16 protein-coding genes are annotated in these 14,510 nt (G+C 71.0%); 8 read left to right on the forward strand and 8 right to left on the reverse strand.

The window, feature by feature from the left end; genetic code table 11:
- Positions 1 to 148: 148 nt before the first annotated feature.
- The 3 genes from ACP7BP_RS10055 to ACP7BP_RS10065 are packed head-to-tail and all read left to right on the forward strand — an operon-like array spanning position 149 to position 3,914.
- The gene (locus ACP7BP_RS10055; RefSeq protein ID WP_426244457.1) at positions 149 to 1,951 is read left to right on the forward strand and encodes an FAD-dependent oxidoreductase; all 1,803 of its coding nucleotides are present in this window, start codon (positions 149 to 151) and stop codon (positions 1,949 to 1,951) included.
- Positions 1,951 to 3,009 carry a maleylacetate reductase gene (locus tag ACP7BP_RS10060; protein ID WP_426244458.1) on the forward strand — a complete coding sequence of 353 codons (1,059 nt, stop codon included), beginning with the start codon at positions 1,951 to 1,953 and terminating at the stop codon, positions 3,007 to 3,009. Before ACP7BP_RS10055 ends, ACP7BP_RS10060 begins: the two co-directional genes overlap by 1 nt.
- On the forward strand, positions 3,006 to 3,914 hold the full coding sequence (locus ACP7BP_RS10065; protein WP_426244459.1) for a dioxygenase: 909 nt from the start codon (positions 3,006 to 3,008) through the stop codon (positions 3,912 to 3,914). Before ACP7BP_RS10060 ends, ACP7BP_RS10065 begins: the two co-directional genes overlap by 4 nt.
- Before the next feature lie 45 nt (positions 3,915 to 3,959).
- On the opposite strand, the gene ACP7BP_RS10070 is transcribed toward ACP7BP_RS10065, so the two are convergent.
- On the reverse strand, positions 3,960 to 4,478 hold the full coding sequence (locus ACP7BP_RS10070; RefSeq protein ID WP_426244460.1) for an AAA family ATPase: 519 nt from the start codon (positions 4,476 to 4,478) through the stop codon (positions 3,960 to 3,962).
- A gap of 488 nt (positions 4,479 to 4,966) precedes the next feature.
- Between ACP7BP_RS10070 and ACP7BP_RS10075 the strand changes: the two genes are divergently transcribed.
- Positions 4,967 to 5,530 carry a dihydrofolate reductase family protein gene (locus ACP7BP_RS10075; RefSeq protein WP_426244461.1) on the forward strand — a complete coding sequence of 188 codons (564 nt, stop codon included), beginning with the start codon at positions 4,967 to 4,969 and terminating at the stop codon, positions 5,528 to 5,530.
- A gap of 46 nt (positions 5,531 to 5,576) precedes the next feature.
- Here the strand turns inward: ACP7BP_RS10075 and ACP7BP_RS10080 are convergent, their stop codons facing one another.
- Entirely contained in the window at positions 5,577 to 6,119 is a 543-nt protein-coding gene (locus tag ACP7BP_RS10080) for a DUF2231 domain-containing protein (RefSeq protein ID WP_426244462.1), read from the reverse strand.
- A 74-nt stretch (positions 6,120 to 6,193) separates the two neighbouring features.
- Between ACP7BP_RS10080 and ACP7BP_RS10085 the strand changes: the two genes are divergently transcribed.
- Positions 6,194 to 6,988, forward strand: a complete 795-nt coding sequence (locus ACP7BP_RS10085; protein ID WP_426244463.1) for an alpha/beta fold hydrolase — start codon at positions 6,194 to 6,196, stop codon at positions 6,986 to 6,988.
- 96 nt (positions 6,989 to 7,084) lie between these two features.
- Positions 7,085 to 7,426: a DUF1801 domain-containing protein gene (locus ACP7BP_RS10090; RefSeq protein ID WP_426244464.1), complete on the forward strand. Its 342-nt coding sequence runs from the start codon at positions 7,085 to 7,087 to the stop codon at positions 7,424 to 7,426.
- Positions 7,427 to 7,640: 214 nt separating this feature from the next.
- On the opposite strand, the gene ACP7BP_RS10095 is transcribed toward ACP7BP_RS10090, so the two are convergent.
- Positions 7,641 to 7,982 (reverse strand): hypothetical protein, encoded by a 342-nt coding sequence (locus ACP7BP_RS10095; protein WP_426244465.1) that lies wholly within the window; start codon positions 7,980 to 7,982, stop codon positions 7,641 to 7,643.
- A gap of 104 nt (positions 7,983 to 8,086) precedes the next feature.
- Here ACP7BP_RS10095 and ACP7BP_RS10100 point away from each other — a divergent pair, with 104 nt between their 5' ends.
- Both ACP7BP_RS10100 and lon read left to right on the forward strand, forming a co-directional pair.
- Positions 8,087 to 8,695: a maleylpyruvate isomerase N-terminal domain-containing protein gene (locus ACP7BP_RS10100; protein ID WP_426244466.1), complete on the forward strand. Its 609-nt coding sequence runs from the start codon at positions 8,087 to 8,089 to the stop codon at positions 8,693 to 8,695.
- 102 nt (positions 8,696 to 8,797) lie between these two features.
- Positions 8,798 to 11,113: an endopeptidase La gene (gene lon, locus ACP7BP_RS10105; RefSeq protein WP_426244467.1), complete on the forward strand. Its 2,316-nt coding sequence runs from the start codon at positions 8,798 to 8,800 to the stop codon at positions 11,111 to 11,113.
- Between the two features lie 27 nt (positions 11,114 to 11,140).
- On the opposite strand, the gene ACP7BP_RS10110 is transcribed toward lon, so the two are convergent.
- From ACP7BP_RS10110 to ACP7BP_RS10130, 5 genes are all read right to left on the reverse strand, one after another.
- A complete protein-coding gene (locus ACP7BP_RS10110; protein WP_426244468.1) occupies positions 11,141 to 12,085 on the reverse strand; it encodes an NAD-dependent epimerase/dehydratase family protein in 945 nt (314 codons plus the stop codon).
- Complete coding sequence (locus tag ACP7BP_RS10115) at positions 12,082 to 12,462, reverse strand: hypothetical protein (RefSeq protein ID WP_426244469.1); 381 nt, start codon at positions 12,460 to 12,462, stop codon at positions 12,082 to 12,084. The genes ACP7BP_RS10110 and ACP7BP_RS10115 overlap by 4 nt, the downstream gene beginning before the upstream one ends.
- A 23-nt stretch (positions 12,463 to 12,485) precedes the next feature.
- Positions 12,486 to 12,641 carry a hypothetical protein gene (locus tag ACP7BP_RS10120; RefSeq protein WP_426244470.1) on the reverse strand — a complete coding sequence of 52 codons (156 nt, stop codon included), beginning with the start codon at positions 12,639 to 12,641 and terminating at the stop codon, positions 12,486 to 12,488.
- An 80-nt stretch (positions 12,642 to 12,721) separates the two neighbouring features.
- Positions 12,722 to 14,008 (reverse strand): glutathionylspermidine synthase family protein, encoded by a 1,287-nt coding sequence (locus ACP7BP_RS10125; protein WP_426244471.1) that lies wholly within the window; start codon positions 14,006 to 14,008, stop codon positions 12,722 to 12,724.
- Complete coding sequence (locus ACP7BP_RS10130) at positions 14,008 to 14,469, reverse strand: DUF350 domain-containing protein (protein ID WP_426244472.1); 462 nt, start codon at positions 14,467 to 14,469, stop codon at positions 14,008 to 14,010. The genes ACP7BP_RS10125 and ACP7BP_RS10130 overlap by 1 nt, the downstream gene beginning before the upstream one ends.
- Positions 14,470 to 14,510: the final 41 nt, after the last annotated feature.

Genomic DNA, 14,510 nt, shown 5'->3' on the forward strand with positions numbered 1-14,510 from the left:
AGCGGGGCTCGGCCGCGCGCTTGCGTGAATGCGCCATCGCTTCGAGTCTTCGCCGAGATGGCGCTCACACCTCGACGGGCGCCCGGTCCGAGTCGACACTGGATCTCTGAGCAGCCGGCGTGCGACCGGCGTCGAGAGAGGTCGAGCCATGCCCGCATTCGACGATGGACAGCAGGAGACCGAGCTTCCCACGACGGCGGTGGTCGAGACGGACGTCCTCGTGGTCGGCTCCGGCCCGGCCGGGTCGGCGGCGGCACTGGCGCTGTCCACCCTCGGCGTACCGAACATCATGATCACGAAGTACCGCTGGACCGCGCACACCCCGCGCGCCCACATCACCAACCAGCGGGCCATGGAGATCTTCCGCGACCTGGACATCGAGCCGCAGGTGCTCGCCGACGCCACCCCGCACGACCTGGTCGGCGACACCGTCTTCTGCACGTCCCTCGCCGGGGAGGAGATCAGTCGCATCCACACCTGGGGCACCAGCCCGGCGCGGGAGGCCGACTACCAGCTCGCCTCGCCCTGCCTGACCGTCGACATCCCGCAGACCTACCTCGAGCCGATCCTGGTCCGCAACGCGACGATGCGCGGCACCCAGGCACGCTTCTCCACGGAGTACCTCTCACACGTGCAGGATGCCGATGGTGTCGATGTACGCGTGCTCGACCGGCTCACCGGCCAGGAGTACACGATCCGGGCGAAGTACGTCGTTGGCGCGGACGGCGCCCGGTCGAAGGTGGCGGCCGACATCGGACTGCCGTTCGAGGGGCAGATGGACATCGCCGGGTCGATGAACATCACCTTCAAGGCCGACATCAGGGCGTACTGCGAGCACCGGGCCTCGGTCCTGTACTGGGTGATCCAGCCCGGCTCCAACGTGGGCGGGATCGGTGCCGGACTGGTGCGCATGATCCGGCCCTGGGACGAGTGGCTGGTCGTGTGGGGCTACGACATCAACGAGGATCCGCCGGTCGTCGACGAGGCGGAGGCGACGCGGATCGTGCGGAACCTGCTGGGCCTCCCGGACCTGGAGGTCGAGATCACCGGCACCTCGCTGTGGGGCAACAACGAGATGTACGCGACCCACTTGCAGTCCGGCCGAGTGTTCTGCGCGGGCGACGCCATCCACCGGCACCCGCCGAGCAACGGCCTCGGGTCGAACACGTCCGTGCAGGACGCCTACAACCTCGCGTGGAAGCTGGCCGCCGTCCTCCGCGGACAGGCCGCACCATCGCTCCTCGAGACCTACTCCGCGGAGCGCGCCCCGATCGCGGAGCAGATCGTCAAGCGCGCCAACAAGTCCAGCCGGGAGTTCGCCGACCTCTTCGTGGCCCTCGGCCTGACCGACGCCGAGACCGAGGAGGAGATGGTCGCGCAGATCGAGGAGCGCAAGGCGAACACGCCTGCCGGAGCCGCCAAGCGGGCCGCGCTGGTCGAGGCGATGGAGCTGAAGCACTACGAGTTCAACGCCCACGGGGTCGAGCTCGGCCAGTTCTACGAGTCCTCCGCCATCGTCTCCGACGGCTCGGTCCGCCCCGCGCCTGCACGTGACCCCGAGCTGTACTACCAGGCCTCGACCGTGCCCGGCTCCCATCTCCCGCATGCGTGGGTAGGCGACAACTCGACGAAGCTCGCGATGATGGACCTCGCGCCCTACACCAGGTTCACGCTGATCACCGGCATCGCGGGGGAGGCGTGGGCTGACGCTGCCGACAAGGTGGCTCACGAGCTCGGCGTACCTCTCGAGACGGTGGTGATCGGGTCGGGCCGGCCGGTGACGGACCTCTACTTCGACTGGGCGAAAATGCGCGAGGTCGAGGAGAGCGGCGCCCTGCTGGTGCGCCCCGACAAGCACATCGGCTGGCGAGCCATGACGCTTCCCGAGGACCCGGCCGCCGCGCTGCGGGACGCCCTCGCTGCGCTCCTCTTCCGGGACGAGCCGGCCTGATGCGGCGCTTCGTCCACGAGACCCACGCGCAGCGGGTGGTCTTCGCGTCCGGCGCGGCGCGGGAGAAGCTCGCCGAGGAGATCGGCCTGCTCGGCGCCTCCCGCGTGATGGTGCTGGCGGGGCCGTCCGAGGCTGCGGTGGCCGCGCGCGTGACCGCCGACCTGCCCGTCGCGCTGAAGCACGACGAGGTCGTGATGCACGTCCCGGTCGCCGTCGCGGAGCGTGCCCGGGAGGCCGCGCGCGCCCACGACGTCGACGCGCTGGTGAGCGTCGGCGGCGGCTCGACGACGGGCCTCGCCAAGGCGGTCGCACTGACCACCGGCCTCCCCGTCGTGGCCGTCCCGACGACGTACGCCGGCTCCGAGGCGACGTCGGTGTGGGGCCTGACGGAGGGGGAGGTGAAGACCACCGGCACCGACCCGCGGGTGCTGCCACGCTCGGTCGTGTACGACGCCGAGCTCATGCTCTCCCTGCCCGTGGACCTCAGCGTGGCATCCGGGCTGAACGCCCTGGCCCACTGCGTCGACGCGATGTGGGCGCCGCGCACGGACCCCATCGACGCCGCACTCGCGGCGGAGGGCATCCGGGCGCTCGCCGCCGGCCTGCCCCTCGTGGTCGACGACCCGGGCGGGCTGCCGGGCCGGGAGCAGGCGCTGTACGGCGCCTACCTCGCCGCCGTGGCGTTCGCCTCGGCCGGGTCCGGCCTCCACCACAAGATCTGTCACGTGCTCGGCGGCCGGTACAACCTGCCGCACGCGCCGACGCACGCGGTGGTGCTGCCCCACGTGCTGGCGCTCAACGGGCCGGCCGCCCCCGAGGCCGAGCGTCGCATCGCCGAAGCCTTCGGCACCACCACCGCCCTCGAGGGCCTGGAAGCGCTGAGGACGCGCCTCGACGCGCCCCGGGCGCTGCGCGACTACGGCTTCCGGGAGGACCAGATCCCGGACGCGGTGGTCGCCGTGCTGCCCGTCGTACCCGAGAGCAATCCCGCCCTCGTCACCCCCGACAACCTCCAGCAGCTGCTGCGCAGCGCCTGGGAAGGAGCAACGCCGCGATGACCGTCGAGCAGAACACCCAGGCCCCGGTGTCAGCCGAGCAGCGCGTCCGCGAGGAGGAGCTCGTGGCGCGGGTGCTCGCGTCGTTCGACGGCACCCCGAACCGGCGGCTGAAGGAGATCATGCACGCGGCGGTGCGCCACCTCCACGCCTTCATGCGGGAGGTGCGCCTCACCGAGGAGGAGTGGAAGCAGGGCATCGACTTCCTCACCGCGATCGGCCACATCACCGACGACCGGCGACAGGAGTTCATCCTGCTCTCCGACACGCTCGGCGTGTCGATGCAGACCATCGCCATCAACAACGAGGCGTACGCCGACGCGACCGAGGCCACGGTCTTCGGCCCCTTCTTCGTCGACAACTCGCCCGAGATCGGCCAGGGCGGCGACCTCGCCGCCGATGTCAGCGGGCAGCCGTGCTGGATCGAGGGCACCGTTCGCGACACCGAGGGACGCCCGGTGCCCGGCGCGCGCATCGAGGTGTGGGAGGCCGACGAGGACGGGTTCTACGACGTCCAGTACGACGACGACCGCACCGCGGGCCGCGCGCACCTCTTCAGCGCCGACGACGGCAGCTACCGCTTCTGGGGCAGCACCCCCGTGCCGTACCCGATCCCGCACGACGGCCCGGTGGGGCGGATGCTCGAGGCCACCGGCCGCTCGCCCCTGCGCGCCGCGCACGTCCACTTCATGGTCTCGGCCCCCGGCTTCCGGACGCTGGTCACGCACATCTTCGTGCGCGGCGACGAGCTCCTCGACAGCGACAGCGTCTTCGGGGTGAAGGAGTCCCTGGTGAAGGACTTCGAGGAGCAGCCGGCAGGTACGCCGACGCCGGACGGTCGCGACCTGGGTGACCGGACGTGGTCGCGCACGCGGTTCGACATCGTGCTGGCACCGGCAGACGTCTGAGCCCGCCTGGGTCAGCGACACGGGGTGACCGTGCACGAGGGGGTTCTACACGGCTCCGTCGCTGGCGCCGTCGATCAGCCCCGTGCGGCGAAGGATCTCGTCGACGACCTCTGCGAGCGGCCGCGTCGCATCGATCACGACGCCGGTCCTGGGGATGTCCTCCTTGGTTCGGTGCAGTCGGACGATGAGGTCGCGCTCGGACGGCTTCGAGCCCCATTCGTCTCGCGGTCGCTGGTCGAGCCGCCGGTGCAAGGTGTCGAGGTCGACGTCGAGGACGAAGACCTCGTCGAACAGGTCGATGAACGCGGAGAAGTTCCGAGAGCCGCCGCAGAAGAAGGTGGCGGGTGCATGCTGGTCGGCTACGAGGGCCCGCACTCGACTCACGTCCCAGATGTGGTGCTCGTGGACGGCGCTGTCGATCGCTTCGCCCGTCTCCGGATCCCCCTGGTAGGCGAGGTCCCTGTCACCGTTGACAGCGTGGTGGCCACGCCGGGTCAGCTCTCGGCACACCGAGGTCTTCCCCGTGCCGGAGATGCCCTCAACCAGGAAGTTGCGCACGCCCACCGGCGCAGTATCAGTCCGATCCGCCGATGGGGCAATGGCGCGCGCTGCGTTTGCCAGACCTCATCCACTCGGGTTGATCAAGCGTTCGACCAAGACCTTCCATGGTCGAACGGTTGATCAACCACGAAGGCTCACCTGGTAGTCATGCCGCTGTGGGGATGGCTCAGTGGCGTGGCGGTACGTCGCGTGCGACGTCTCACGAGCGCGCGGCAGCGGGTCGTCCCAGTACTGGCCCGGCATCCGGTGGAAGAGCTCCTCGCAGAAAGTCACTCAGACTGGTCGTCACGGTGATGCGCTCGCTGATGGCAGCACCCTCGGGTTCGGGAGTCCAGCCAGAGTGGTCGTACGCGGGTCGGTCCTTTGCCGACGACCCGCGACTCGTCCCTCCTCTCAGCCGCACGAACGAGCGGGGAGATCCCTCGCGTAGCGGTTGTGCCCGGCGCCCCTACCGGAGCAGGGTCGGAGGACCACTACGGAGGAGGAGAACCATGCCGGAGCTCATGGTTGACATCATCACGTCGCTGGACGGGTCCTGCTCGGCCGAGGGCTGGCCGGGCCTGTGGGGGATGGGTGGTCCCGAGTACTTCGCCTGGCTGGAGCAGGACGCCGCCGGCACCTACACCTCGCTGATGGGTGCCACCACCTACCGACTCTTCAGCGGGTTCGTGGACTCCGGCGAGGAGGAGATGTCCGGACTCACTGCCATGGACAAGATCGTGTTCTCCTCCACCTTGGAGGAGCCCCTCACCTGGGCGAACACCCGGCGCGTCTCCGGTGACGCGGTAGAGGTGGTCCGCGCGATGAAGCAGGACGGCGACACGTCGCTGCGCACCATCGGCAGCCTCAGCCTGTGCCGGTCACTGCTGGCCGCCGGCCTGGTGGACCGGCTCCGCGTGGTCGTCTTCCCGGTCGTCAACGGGGCGACCGGACGCGAGCACTTCTACACCGGGTGGCCGGACGTCGCCCTCGAGACCGTCGACCACCGCACGTTCGACGGCCGGCTCCAGATGATGGAGTACGTGCCCCGGGTGCTCGATGGTCCACCGGCCTGACCACTCCGCATCCTGGCGCGCCAGTGCCGGCAATCGGCCGCGGGGCCTAGCCCTCGGCGGCAGGAGTACGGCGGGCAGTCCCGCGGTTGAGGGCCAGGTGTCCGCCGAGGAAGCCGGCAGCTGCCATGACCAGGTTCGCCGCGAGGGCCAGCTTCGTGCCGGTCGCGTATTGGCCACGCGTCCGGGCGACCAGGGAGCCGAGGAGGAGGAAGGTGGCAACGTCGGTGCCCAACGCGTGAATCGCCCCGATCCGACGTTCGGCTCCCGACAACCCTGCCCAGTCGCCGGTGCCCGCCAAGGCGGTGGGTCCGGACGCGATCAGCCCGATCCCCACCAGGAGCTCCGCGCTGTGACGTGACCCCGATCCGCCGACCAGGTCGAGGACCGACGCGCCGAGCCAGCACCCCAGGGTGACGTCGGTGAGCATCGGATGCACCGAGTGGCCGAGTACGTCGGTGTGGAGCGGGCTGCGCCTCGCCCAATCGACCACCGGGCCGTAGAGCAGCTCCTGGGCACCGGCCACCCGCTCCGAGACCGGGCTCTCGCCGACAGCCCGGACCACGCGCTGGGCCAGGGAAACCACTGCCACACGCTCACGATACGCCGATCGTCGCGTGGGAGTCGTCTGCTGTGAGACGGGCGCGAACCTAGTACGTTGCCTGGGTGGAGCTGGTCGGGCTGGGCGACCTCGAGATCGCCTACGAGCGGGTCGGTGACGGCCCCCTCGTGGTCTTCGTCCATGGCGCGGCCGAGGACAGCCGCATCTGGGAACCGCAGCTTGCCGGTCTGGCCGACGAGTTCACTGTCGTCGCCTGGGACGAGCCGGGGGCGGGCCGGTCTTCCGACCTCCCGGCGGGTTTCGGCCTGGCGGACTTCGCGGATGGGCTCGCGGCACTGCTCGAAGCGCTCGACCTCGGGCCCGCGCACGTCGCGGGCCTGTCCTGGGGCGGCACGGTGCTGCTCGAGCTCTACCGCCGTCATCCCGAGCTTGTCGCGACTCTGATCCTGATCGACACCTACGCCGGCTGGAAGGGATCGCTCCCCGCAGGCGAGGTCGAAGCCCGGGTTGCGACCGTACGCGAGATGCTCGCCGCGCCCGATGAGGACTTCGACCCGACAGTGCCCGGACTGTTCGCCGACGATCCGCCGGCCGACGTCGTCTCTCTGCTTGCCGCCATCGCCGACGACGTCCGCCCAGACACCCTCGCGCAGGAGCTGGCGATCATGGCCGAGACCGATCTGAGCGACCTGCTGCCTCGCATCGCCGTACCGACTCTGCTGATCTGGGGTCATGACGATGCGCGCTCTCCGCTCGTCGTCGCGCGACAGTTCGATGAGGCGATCCCGGACTCGACGCTCGTCGTGATCGAGCGCGCGGGTCACATGAGCAGTCTCGAGCGTCCCGAGCGGGTGAACGACGCCGTGCGGAAATTCTGTCGTCGCCACCCGCCGGGTTGAGGCTGGGTAGGAACTGTTGCGCCGAGCGCGTCTTGACCCTGCGTCGCCTCCCGGGTGTTGCGACGTCGAAGGTGCCTCCTGGGTAGGGTTCGCCCCATGGCGGCTGACTGGCGAACCGACACCGTCGAACGGTTGCGAGCACTGATCATCGAGGCCGAACCCGACGTCGTCGAAGAGGCCAAGTGGCGCAAGCCGTCGAATCCGAACGGCGTGCCGACCTTCTCCTGCGAGGGTCTGATCTGCACGGTCGAGACCTACAAGGACAAGGTGAAGGTCACCTTCGCCAAGGGTGCGTCGCTCGCTGACCCTGACGGGGTGTTCAACGCGAGCCTCGACGCAGGCACCCGCCGTGCCATCGACATCTCCGCCGGCGGCGAGCTCGACGGCGGCGCTTTCGTTGAGCTGGTCCGGGAGGCTGTCGCGCTCAACCGAGCATGACATCGCGTCGCTGTCACACGGCCATCGCTTCCCACGTTCGTGGCGTGTGAGCGAACGCGTGTGCTTTTCGAAGACGGTCCCTGCAAATCAAAGCCAGCACCGACGCCACTCAACCGGCCCCGCGGTCTGGGCATACGTCAGCATGCCCATGGCGGGACGGTAACCCCGCTTCCGGACGAGGCGCGTGCGGAACCTGCCCGATCCTGAGCGGGCTTCAGCCGCCACCGTCGGCCGCGGAGGCGGTCGGGTCGGTGTCCTGCGTCTCGCGCCGCTCGTGCAGGCGCTGCTGGGCGGCGGAGAGGAAGGCCAGGCACGGTGCGTCGGTGCCTGGGTGCTTCTCGTGCAGGTGGAAGACCCATCGGTCCATCGCCGCCATGAAGCCGTTGTCGGCGCCGGGGCGATAGGCCGACCAGCTCAGGCGGCCCCTGGAGACACACTCGGAGCAGCTGATCTTGTAGACGAACCGCTCGTCCGCGTCGACCTCGATCTTCACCCTCGCCAGGGGGCCGGCCTCTGACGCGGCCTTCTTCTCACGAGCGGATCGGCTCGCTGTCATGTCGCACCCCTGTCGTCCTCGGCACCGGGAGCCTACGCCCGGCGCGGGGCGTGCCGCCTCGCGGTCCGGACGAGTGTGCGGGAGACCTGCGACACTTGTCGCCCATGAGCATGATCGTGTCCAGCTTCGCGGCCGCCGCCCACGCGGTGCGCGACACCGTCGCCCGGATCCCGTACGACGCCTGGGAGGGTCCGGGGCTGGGGGAGTGGACCGTGCGCGACCTCGTCGGTCACACCAGTCGCTCGCTGATCACCGTCATCGACTACTTCGCCCGTCCGGTCGACGAGGAGGTCGTCCCCTCGGCGGCGGCGTACTTCACGGCCATCTCGGGCGGCAGCTTCGACTCGGGCGCGGTCACCGAGCGTGGCCGACAGGCGGGGCGCGACCTGGGTGACCACCCCCCGTCCCGGTTCCACGCCCTGGTGGACCAGGCGGTGCGGGTGGCCGAGGAGACCGACCCCGACCTGGTCGTGCACACGCTCGCGGGCGGCATGCGGGTCGCCGCCTTTCTGCCGACCCGCACCTTCGAGCTGTGCGTGCACGGGCTCGACATCGCGGCGGCCACCGGAGTCCGCCTCGACCTGCCCTCAGCACCCGTCGAGGAGTCCGCCGCGGTCGCGGCGCTCAGCGCGGCGCAGCGCGGTCTGGGACCCGACCTGCTCCTGGCGATGACGGGGCGGCGCTCTCTGCCTCCCGGATTCAGCGTCGTCTGAGCCGAGTTTCGCTGACAACGAACACGAGTCCTCGGCGGAACATCGCCACGCCTTCGAAGGTTGAGTCGACACCACTCAAGGTTTCCGAAAGCGAGGGCACCCGTGTCCGACACCCGTCTTCCCGTTCTGTTCGTCTCCGACCTCGTCGTGCTTCCGGGCATGGTGGTGTCCCTGGAGCTTGACGAGTCCTCCCAGGCTGCGGTCGACGCGGCCCGCGCCAGCAGCGACGGCCGCATCCTGGTCGCCCCGCGGCTCGAGGACCGCTACGCGTCGTTCGGCGTGATCGCCAGCGTCGAGCGCGTCGGTCGCTTCAGCAGCGGCGGTCCCGCCGCCGTGCTCAAGGCCGAGCGACGCGGCCGCATCGGCAGCGGCGTCACCGGACCCGGCGCGGCCCTGTGGGTCGAGGTCGAGCCCGTCGACGACCACGTCACCGACCGCGCACGCGAGCTCGCGGAGGAGTACAAGCGACTCGTCGTGGCTGTGCTGCAGCGCCGCGAGGCGTGGCAGGTCATCGACTCCGTCCACCAGATGACCGACCCCGGCGCGATCGCGGACGCAGCGGGCTACGCGCCGTACCTCTCCGCGGACCGCAAGCGGGAGCTCCTCGAGAACCCCGACGTCGAGTCGCGCCTCGACACCCTGATCGGCTGGACCCGCGACCACCTCGCCGAGGCCGAGCTGACCGACAAGATCGGTGAGGACGTCCGCGAGGGCATGGAGAAGAGCCAGCGCGAGTTCCTGCTGCGCCAGCAGCTGGCCGCCATCCGCAAGGAGCTGGGCGACGGCGAGCCCGAGGGCACGGACGACTACCGCGCCCGGGTCGAGGCCGCCGACGTGCCGGAGGCCGTGCGCACTGCGCTGCTCCGCGAGGTCGACAAGCTCGAGCGCGCCAGCGACCAGAGCCCCGAGACGGGATGGATCCGGACCTGGCTCGACACCGTGCTCGAGCTGCCGTGGCATGTGACGACGGAGGACTCCCCCGACATCGTCGCAGCCCGTGCCGTGCTCGACGCCGACCACCACGGCCTCGACGAGGTGAAGGAGAGGATCGTGGAGTATCTCGCCGTCCGCGCCCGCCGCGCCGAGCGCGGCCTCCAGGTCGTCGGGGGCCGGGGCTCCGGTGCGGTCATCCTGCTGGCCGGGCCTCCCGGAGTCGGCAAGACCTCGCTCGGCGAGTCCGTGGCCAACGCCCTGGGCCGCAAGTTCGTGCGCGTCGCCCTCGGCGGAGTGCGTGACGAGGCCGAGATCCGCGGTCACCGACGGACGTACGTCGGGGCGCTCCCGGGCCGCATCGTCCGGGCGATCAAGGAGGCCGGCTCCATGAACCCGGTGGTGCTGCTCGACGAGGTCGACAAGGTGGGCGCCGACTACCGCGGCGACCCGGCCGCGGCGCTGCTCGAGGTGCTGGACCCGGCACAGAACCACACGTTCCGCGACCACTACCTCGAGCTCGACCTGGACCTGTCCGACGTGCTGTTCATCGCCACCGCCAACGTGGTCGAGCAGATCCCGCAGGCGCTGTTCGACCGGATGGAGCTGGTCACCCTCGACGGCTACACCGAGGACGACAAGGTCGCCATCGCGCGTGACTTCCTGCTCCCGCGGCAGCTCGAGAGGGCCGCGCTGACCGCCGACGAGGTGAGCGTCTCCGACGAGGCGCTGCGCGAGATCGCGGCCAACTACACCCGCGAGGCGGGGGTACGGCAGATGGAGCGGTTCCTCGCGAAGGCACTGCGCAAGGCGGCGACCCGGCTCGCGGCCGGTGCGTCCCACGTCGACGTCGGCCTGGCGGAGCTCAAGGACCTGGTCGGCAGGCCGCGGTTCACCCCGGAGGCGCACGAGCGCACCTCGGTGCCCGGTGTCGCGACGGGTCTCGCCGTGACCGGGCTCGGCGGTGACGTGCTCTTCATCGAGGCGTCGGCGCACGACGGTCCGGCCGGACTCACGCTGACCGGCCAGCTCGGCGACGTGATGAAGGAGTCGGGGCAGATCGCCCTCACCTTCGTCCGCTCGCACGCGGCCGAGCTCGGCGTCGACCCCGCGGTGCTCGACCGGGCGATCCACGTGCACGTCCCGGCCGGCGCCGTGCCCAAGGACGGGCCCTCGGCCGGTGTCACGATGGTCACCGCGCTCACGTCGCTCGCGACCGGGCGACCGGTGCGGTCGGAGGTCGGCATGACCGGCGAGGTCACCCTCAACGGCCGGGTGCTGCCCATCGGAGGCGTGAAGCAGAAGCTGCTCGCCGCCCAGCGCGCCGGCCTGACCGAGGTGTTCCTGCCGCAGCGCAACGAGCCGGACCTCGATGACGTGCCCGCCGACGTGCGGGAGGCCGTCACGGTCCACCTGGTCGGGGACGTCCTCGACGTGGTCCGCCGTGCGCTCTCCCAGGAGGGTGCGGCCACGGTGGCCGCTGCCTGACCGTCGCTGGACGCCGGGTGGCCGAGATCAGGCCCGCAGCCCTGCATCGATCTCCGCCAGGGCGCGGGTGAGATCCACGCTCGGCGTCCAGCCCCAGCGGTGGGCACGACCCGACATGATCCGGCCGGTCCAGGCGGGGGCGTCGTCCCAGGTCGGCTCGAGGCCGAGCGCCCCGGTGACGGTCTCGTAGTAGTCGCGCATGGTGGCCGCACCCGCGGCGACGTTGACCGGGGTGCAGGCGCCGGCGACCGGTCCGGTGGCGGGGTCGACAGAGCTCGCGACGCGGCCGGTCGCCACGTCGGCGGCCAGGGCGGCGAGGTCGTCGACGTGCACCCAGGCGAAGGTGTGCTCCGGGACCGCGTGCCGCGCCTGCGGGTCGTCGCGGACCTCAGCGGGGCGCAGGGTGTTCCAGACGGAGGACTCGCCGGCTCCGAGGATCGCGGGCGGGCGCAGGAGCACGCGGGTGATCCCCTCGACGTCGGCGAGCGCGGCGTCGGCGTCGCGCTTCGTCACGGCGTAGGCGCCGGCGTCGTCGTCCACCAGCGTCGAGGACTCATGCACGTCGCCGACGCCCGGTGAGCGGTCGTAGACCGCCGCGGTGGAGATGTGGACCAGGCGCTCGACGCCAGCAGCGGCCGCCGCGCGGGCCATGGCGGTCGTGCCCTCGACCCCGATCCGGTGCTGGGTCTCGAGGTCGCTGTCCATCGGGTGCACGGTCGTGACCACGGCGTCCGCCCCGTCGACCACGCCGGCTGCGAACCCGGGATCGGTGAAGTCGCCGACCTGCTCCTCGACGCCGGCGAGCGTCGGCGCGGCGCCAGGGCGTCGTACGACGGCCCGCACGGTGGCGCCGCGCTCGGCCAGCGTCGCGCAGAGGCGGGCTCCGACCAGGCCGTTGGCTCCGGTGACCACGACGACGGGGGAGACGACAGGGGAGACGACGGGGGACTGGGCTGGGTGAGAGTCGGTCATGCCTCCACGATGGCACGTGCCTCCGACGCCTGGCGGAAGAGCCAGGCCGAGAGGGTGAAGAGGCCGGCGTACATCGCGTTGACGACCAGGATGTCGGCCACCGAGGCGCCCTCGGGAGGCAGCCCGACCACGAGCGCGACGACCGTCACCAGGGCCTGCGCGCCGGCCGTCGCCATCAGGACCAGCGCCATGCCCGGGGCCCGGAGCCGGGCGACGACGGTCCCGACGACGAGGACCGCGAGGACGGCGGCGTACACGCGATCGGGTCGGCCGCCCTCGCCGAGGATGCCGAGGGCCCCGATGGCCAGGATCAGGAAGAGCACGGTCGCGACTGCGACCGCGACGGCGAGGCCGTAGTAGGTGCGGGGTGTCTTCATGGTGGTCTCCTCCTCGGAGGGTGTCATCGATCGGCGTCGGAGCGCAGCAGGCGCCACCCGCCGGCCCGCAGGGCGGCCGCGGCCCAGGCCGCGAGGATGATGCGCGACGAGGCCACGGTCATGTCGTCGACGGCGCTGATGTCGCCGTACCGCTTGGTGAGTCCTCGCACGCTGATCATGGGTCGAACGCTAGGGGCGCCGCTGGTCGCGAACCGGGCAGGACGTGTGGAGGTTCTGTGCAGATCGACGACGGGCCGAGCTAGCCCGGACCTGCCCCGGGCCGTGGCGGCAGCTGGGGTGCCTGGGGTCCGACCCGGCCGGCCAGCCACTCCTGGACCGTGGGGTCGTCGGGGGACAGCCCGTCGCTGATCGCGTGCGGGACGACCCGGCTGAAGTAGTCGGTGATCATGCCGTCGGACTCGCGCACCAGCATGCCCGCGGCCTCGCTGCCGACGACCCAGGAGCCCAGCACGACGTAGTTGCCGCCGTAGACGGGCAGCGGGGCGTACTGCTGGTAGACGTAGCCCTCGGCCCCGTAGACCCCGGGCATGGACACCTCCGTGCCGTCGGAGAGGTGGATGCGGACCCCGTCGCCCTCGCGGCCGTGCAGCGGCTTGGCGACCCAGTCGGTCAGGTCGCGAGGGTCGTCGAAGTAGGCCGGGAGCAGCAGCCGGTGGCCCGGGTGGCGCTCCCACAGGACCGGGAGGATCGCCTTCGTGCTCAGCAGCACCTTCCACGCCGGCTCGAACCAGTGCACGGGCGTGGCTTCGGCTCCTTCGAGGAGCAGCCGGCCGAACTCCTCGGCGAGCATCTGCTCCCACGGGTAGAGCTTGAAGGCGTTGCGGATCGGCTGGTCGTTGGCGTCCCGGAAGTCGCGCGTGTCGGGGTTCCAGCCCACGTGGGAGATGGGGTGCGCCATGACCTTCAGGCCGGCCTGTACGGCGCAGTCCATCAGGTAGTGGACCGTCATCTCCATCTCGCCGTCGTCGTAGGACCCCTCGTCACCAAGGTCGTAGAGGAAGTGCACCTGGTCCCCGTCGAGGGCGCCCGAGACCAGCAGCTCGCGCCACCGGGCGACGAGGCGGTCGTGCACGCTGTTCCACTGGTCGATGTCGGACATCACGTCCTCGATCCAGCGCCACTGGGCCACCCCCGTCTCGACGAGCCCGGTGGGGGTGTCGCCGTTGATCTCGAGCATCTTGATCGTGCCGTCGCCGCCGTAGGCCAGGTCGAAGCGGGCATAGACCGAGGGGTCGCCGCGCTCGATCGAGGCACGCACCAGGCGCAGCGTGCCCTCCGGGAGGCCGAGCCGCTCGTCGGTCATCGTCGTCGCCATGTGGCCCACGGCGTCGACGCACATGGCCCACAGCTCCTCGGTCGCGGCCTCGAGCGTCTCGACCTCGTCGAGGGTCACCTCGTACCACGCCGACTCGTTCCAGTACGGCACGGTGGAGCCGTCCGGCTTGGAGGTGACCGGGAAGATCAGCCCCTGCTCGGTGACGATGCGCTCCCAGTCCTTGCGGGGGCGGGAGGCGTGGCGCCACATCAGGCGATGCTTGCGCAGACGATGAGGCCGACCGAGACGGCCGACGCGGCGGCGACGTACGCCAGCGGGCGCACCGGTCCCGGCGCGGTCACGATCCGCCGCAGGTCACCCGGCGTCACCACCTCGACGACGAAGAACATCGCCGCGTTGAGCGCGATGCCCAGCACGCCGAACGACACGGTCCAGCCCAGGGCCCAGCCGAGCGAGGTCGCGCCGTTGGTCCAGATGGCCGTGAACAGCACCATCGCGTTGGAGAACAGCCAGGCGGCCGTGACGACGCCGGCCGAGCGCGACGCGGCGTGCACCGACTCGGCCCCGGTCTCGTCGATCCCGCGCAGGTGGCTGCCGAGGTGGCCGGGCGTGACCAGGTCGAGCACGTAGTAGGCGGCCACGAGCAACGCACCGGCCAGGACGGCGTAGACGACGGCGTGCCCGAGGGCGTTGAGCAGAGACTCCAGCATGGCGATCCTTGGTGGGGCGTCGGTGTCGGATGGAGGGACGG

It is taken from the genome of Nocardioides sp. LHG3406-4 (genome assembly GCF_049897745.1).
Lineage (GTDB): Bacteria > Actinomycetota > Actinomycetes > Propionibacteriales > Nocardioidaceae > Nocardioides.

What these genes read in the sequence shown, in the direction of transcription:
- ACP7BP_RS10120 (WP_426244470.1), bottom strand. Translation starts at nt 12,641, where the DNA reads ATGATCAGCGTGCGAGGACTCACCAAGCGGTACGGCGACATCAGCGCC.
- ACP7BP_RS10130 (WP_426244472.1), bottom strand. Translation starts at nt 14,469, where the DNA reads ATGCTGGAGTCTCTGCTCAACGCCCTCGGGCACGCCGTCGTCTACGCC.
- ACP7BP_RS10125 (WP_426244471.1), bottom strand. Translation starts at nt 14,008, where the DNA reads ATGTGGCGCCACGCCTCCCGCCCCCGCAAGGACTGGGAGCGCATCGTC.
- ACP7BP_RS10115 (WP_426244469.1), bottom strand. Translation starts at nt 12,462, where the DNA reads ATGAAGACACCCCGCACCTACTACGGCCTCGCCGTCGCGGTCGCAGTC.
- ACP7BP_RS10095 (WP_426244465.1), bottom strand. Translation starts at nt 7,982, where the DNA reads ATGACAGCGAGCCGATCCGCTCGTGAGAAGAAGGCCGCGTCAGAGGCC.
- ACP7BP_RS10110 (WP_426244468.1), bottom strand. Translation starts at nt 12,085, where the DNA reads ATGACCGACTCTCACCCAGCCCAGTCCCCCGTCGTCTCCCCTGTCGTC.
- ACP7BP_RS10065 (WP_426244459.1), top strand. Translation starts at nt 3,006, where the DNA reads ATGACCGTCGAGCAGAACACCCAGGCCCCGGTGTCAGCCGAGCAGCGC.
- ACP7BP_RS10090 (WP_426244464.1), top strand. Translation starts at nt 7,085, where the DNA reads ATGGCGGCTGACTGGCGAACCGACACCGTCGAACGGTTGCGAGCACTG.
- ACP7BP_RS10100 (WP_426244466.1), top strand. Translation starts at nt 8,087, where the DNA reads ATGAGCATGATCGTGTCCAGCTTCGCGGCCGCCGCCCACGCGGTGCGC.
- ACP7BP_RS10055 (WP_426244457.1), top strand. Translation starts at nt 149, where the DNA reads ATGCCCGCATTCGACGATGGACAGCAGGAGACCGAGCTTCCCACGACG.
- ACP7BP_RS10060 (WP_426244458.1), top strand. Translation starts at nt 1,951, where the DNA reads ATGCGGCGCTTCGTCCACGAGACCCACGCGCAGCGGGTGGTCTTCGCG.
- ACP7BP_RS10075 (WP_426244461.1), top strand. Translation starts at nt 4,967, where the DNA reads ATGCCGGAGCTCATGGTTGACATCATCACGTCGCTGGACGGGTCCTGC.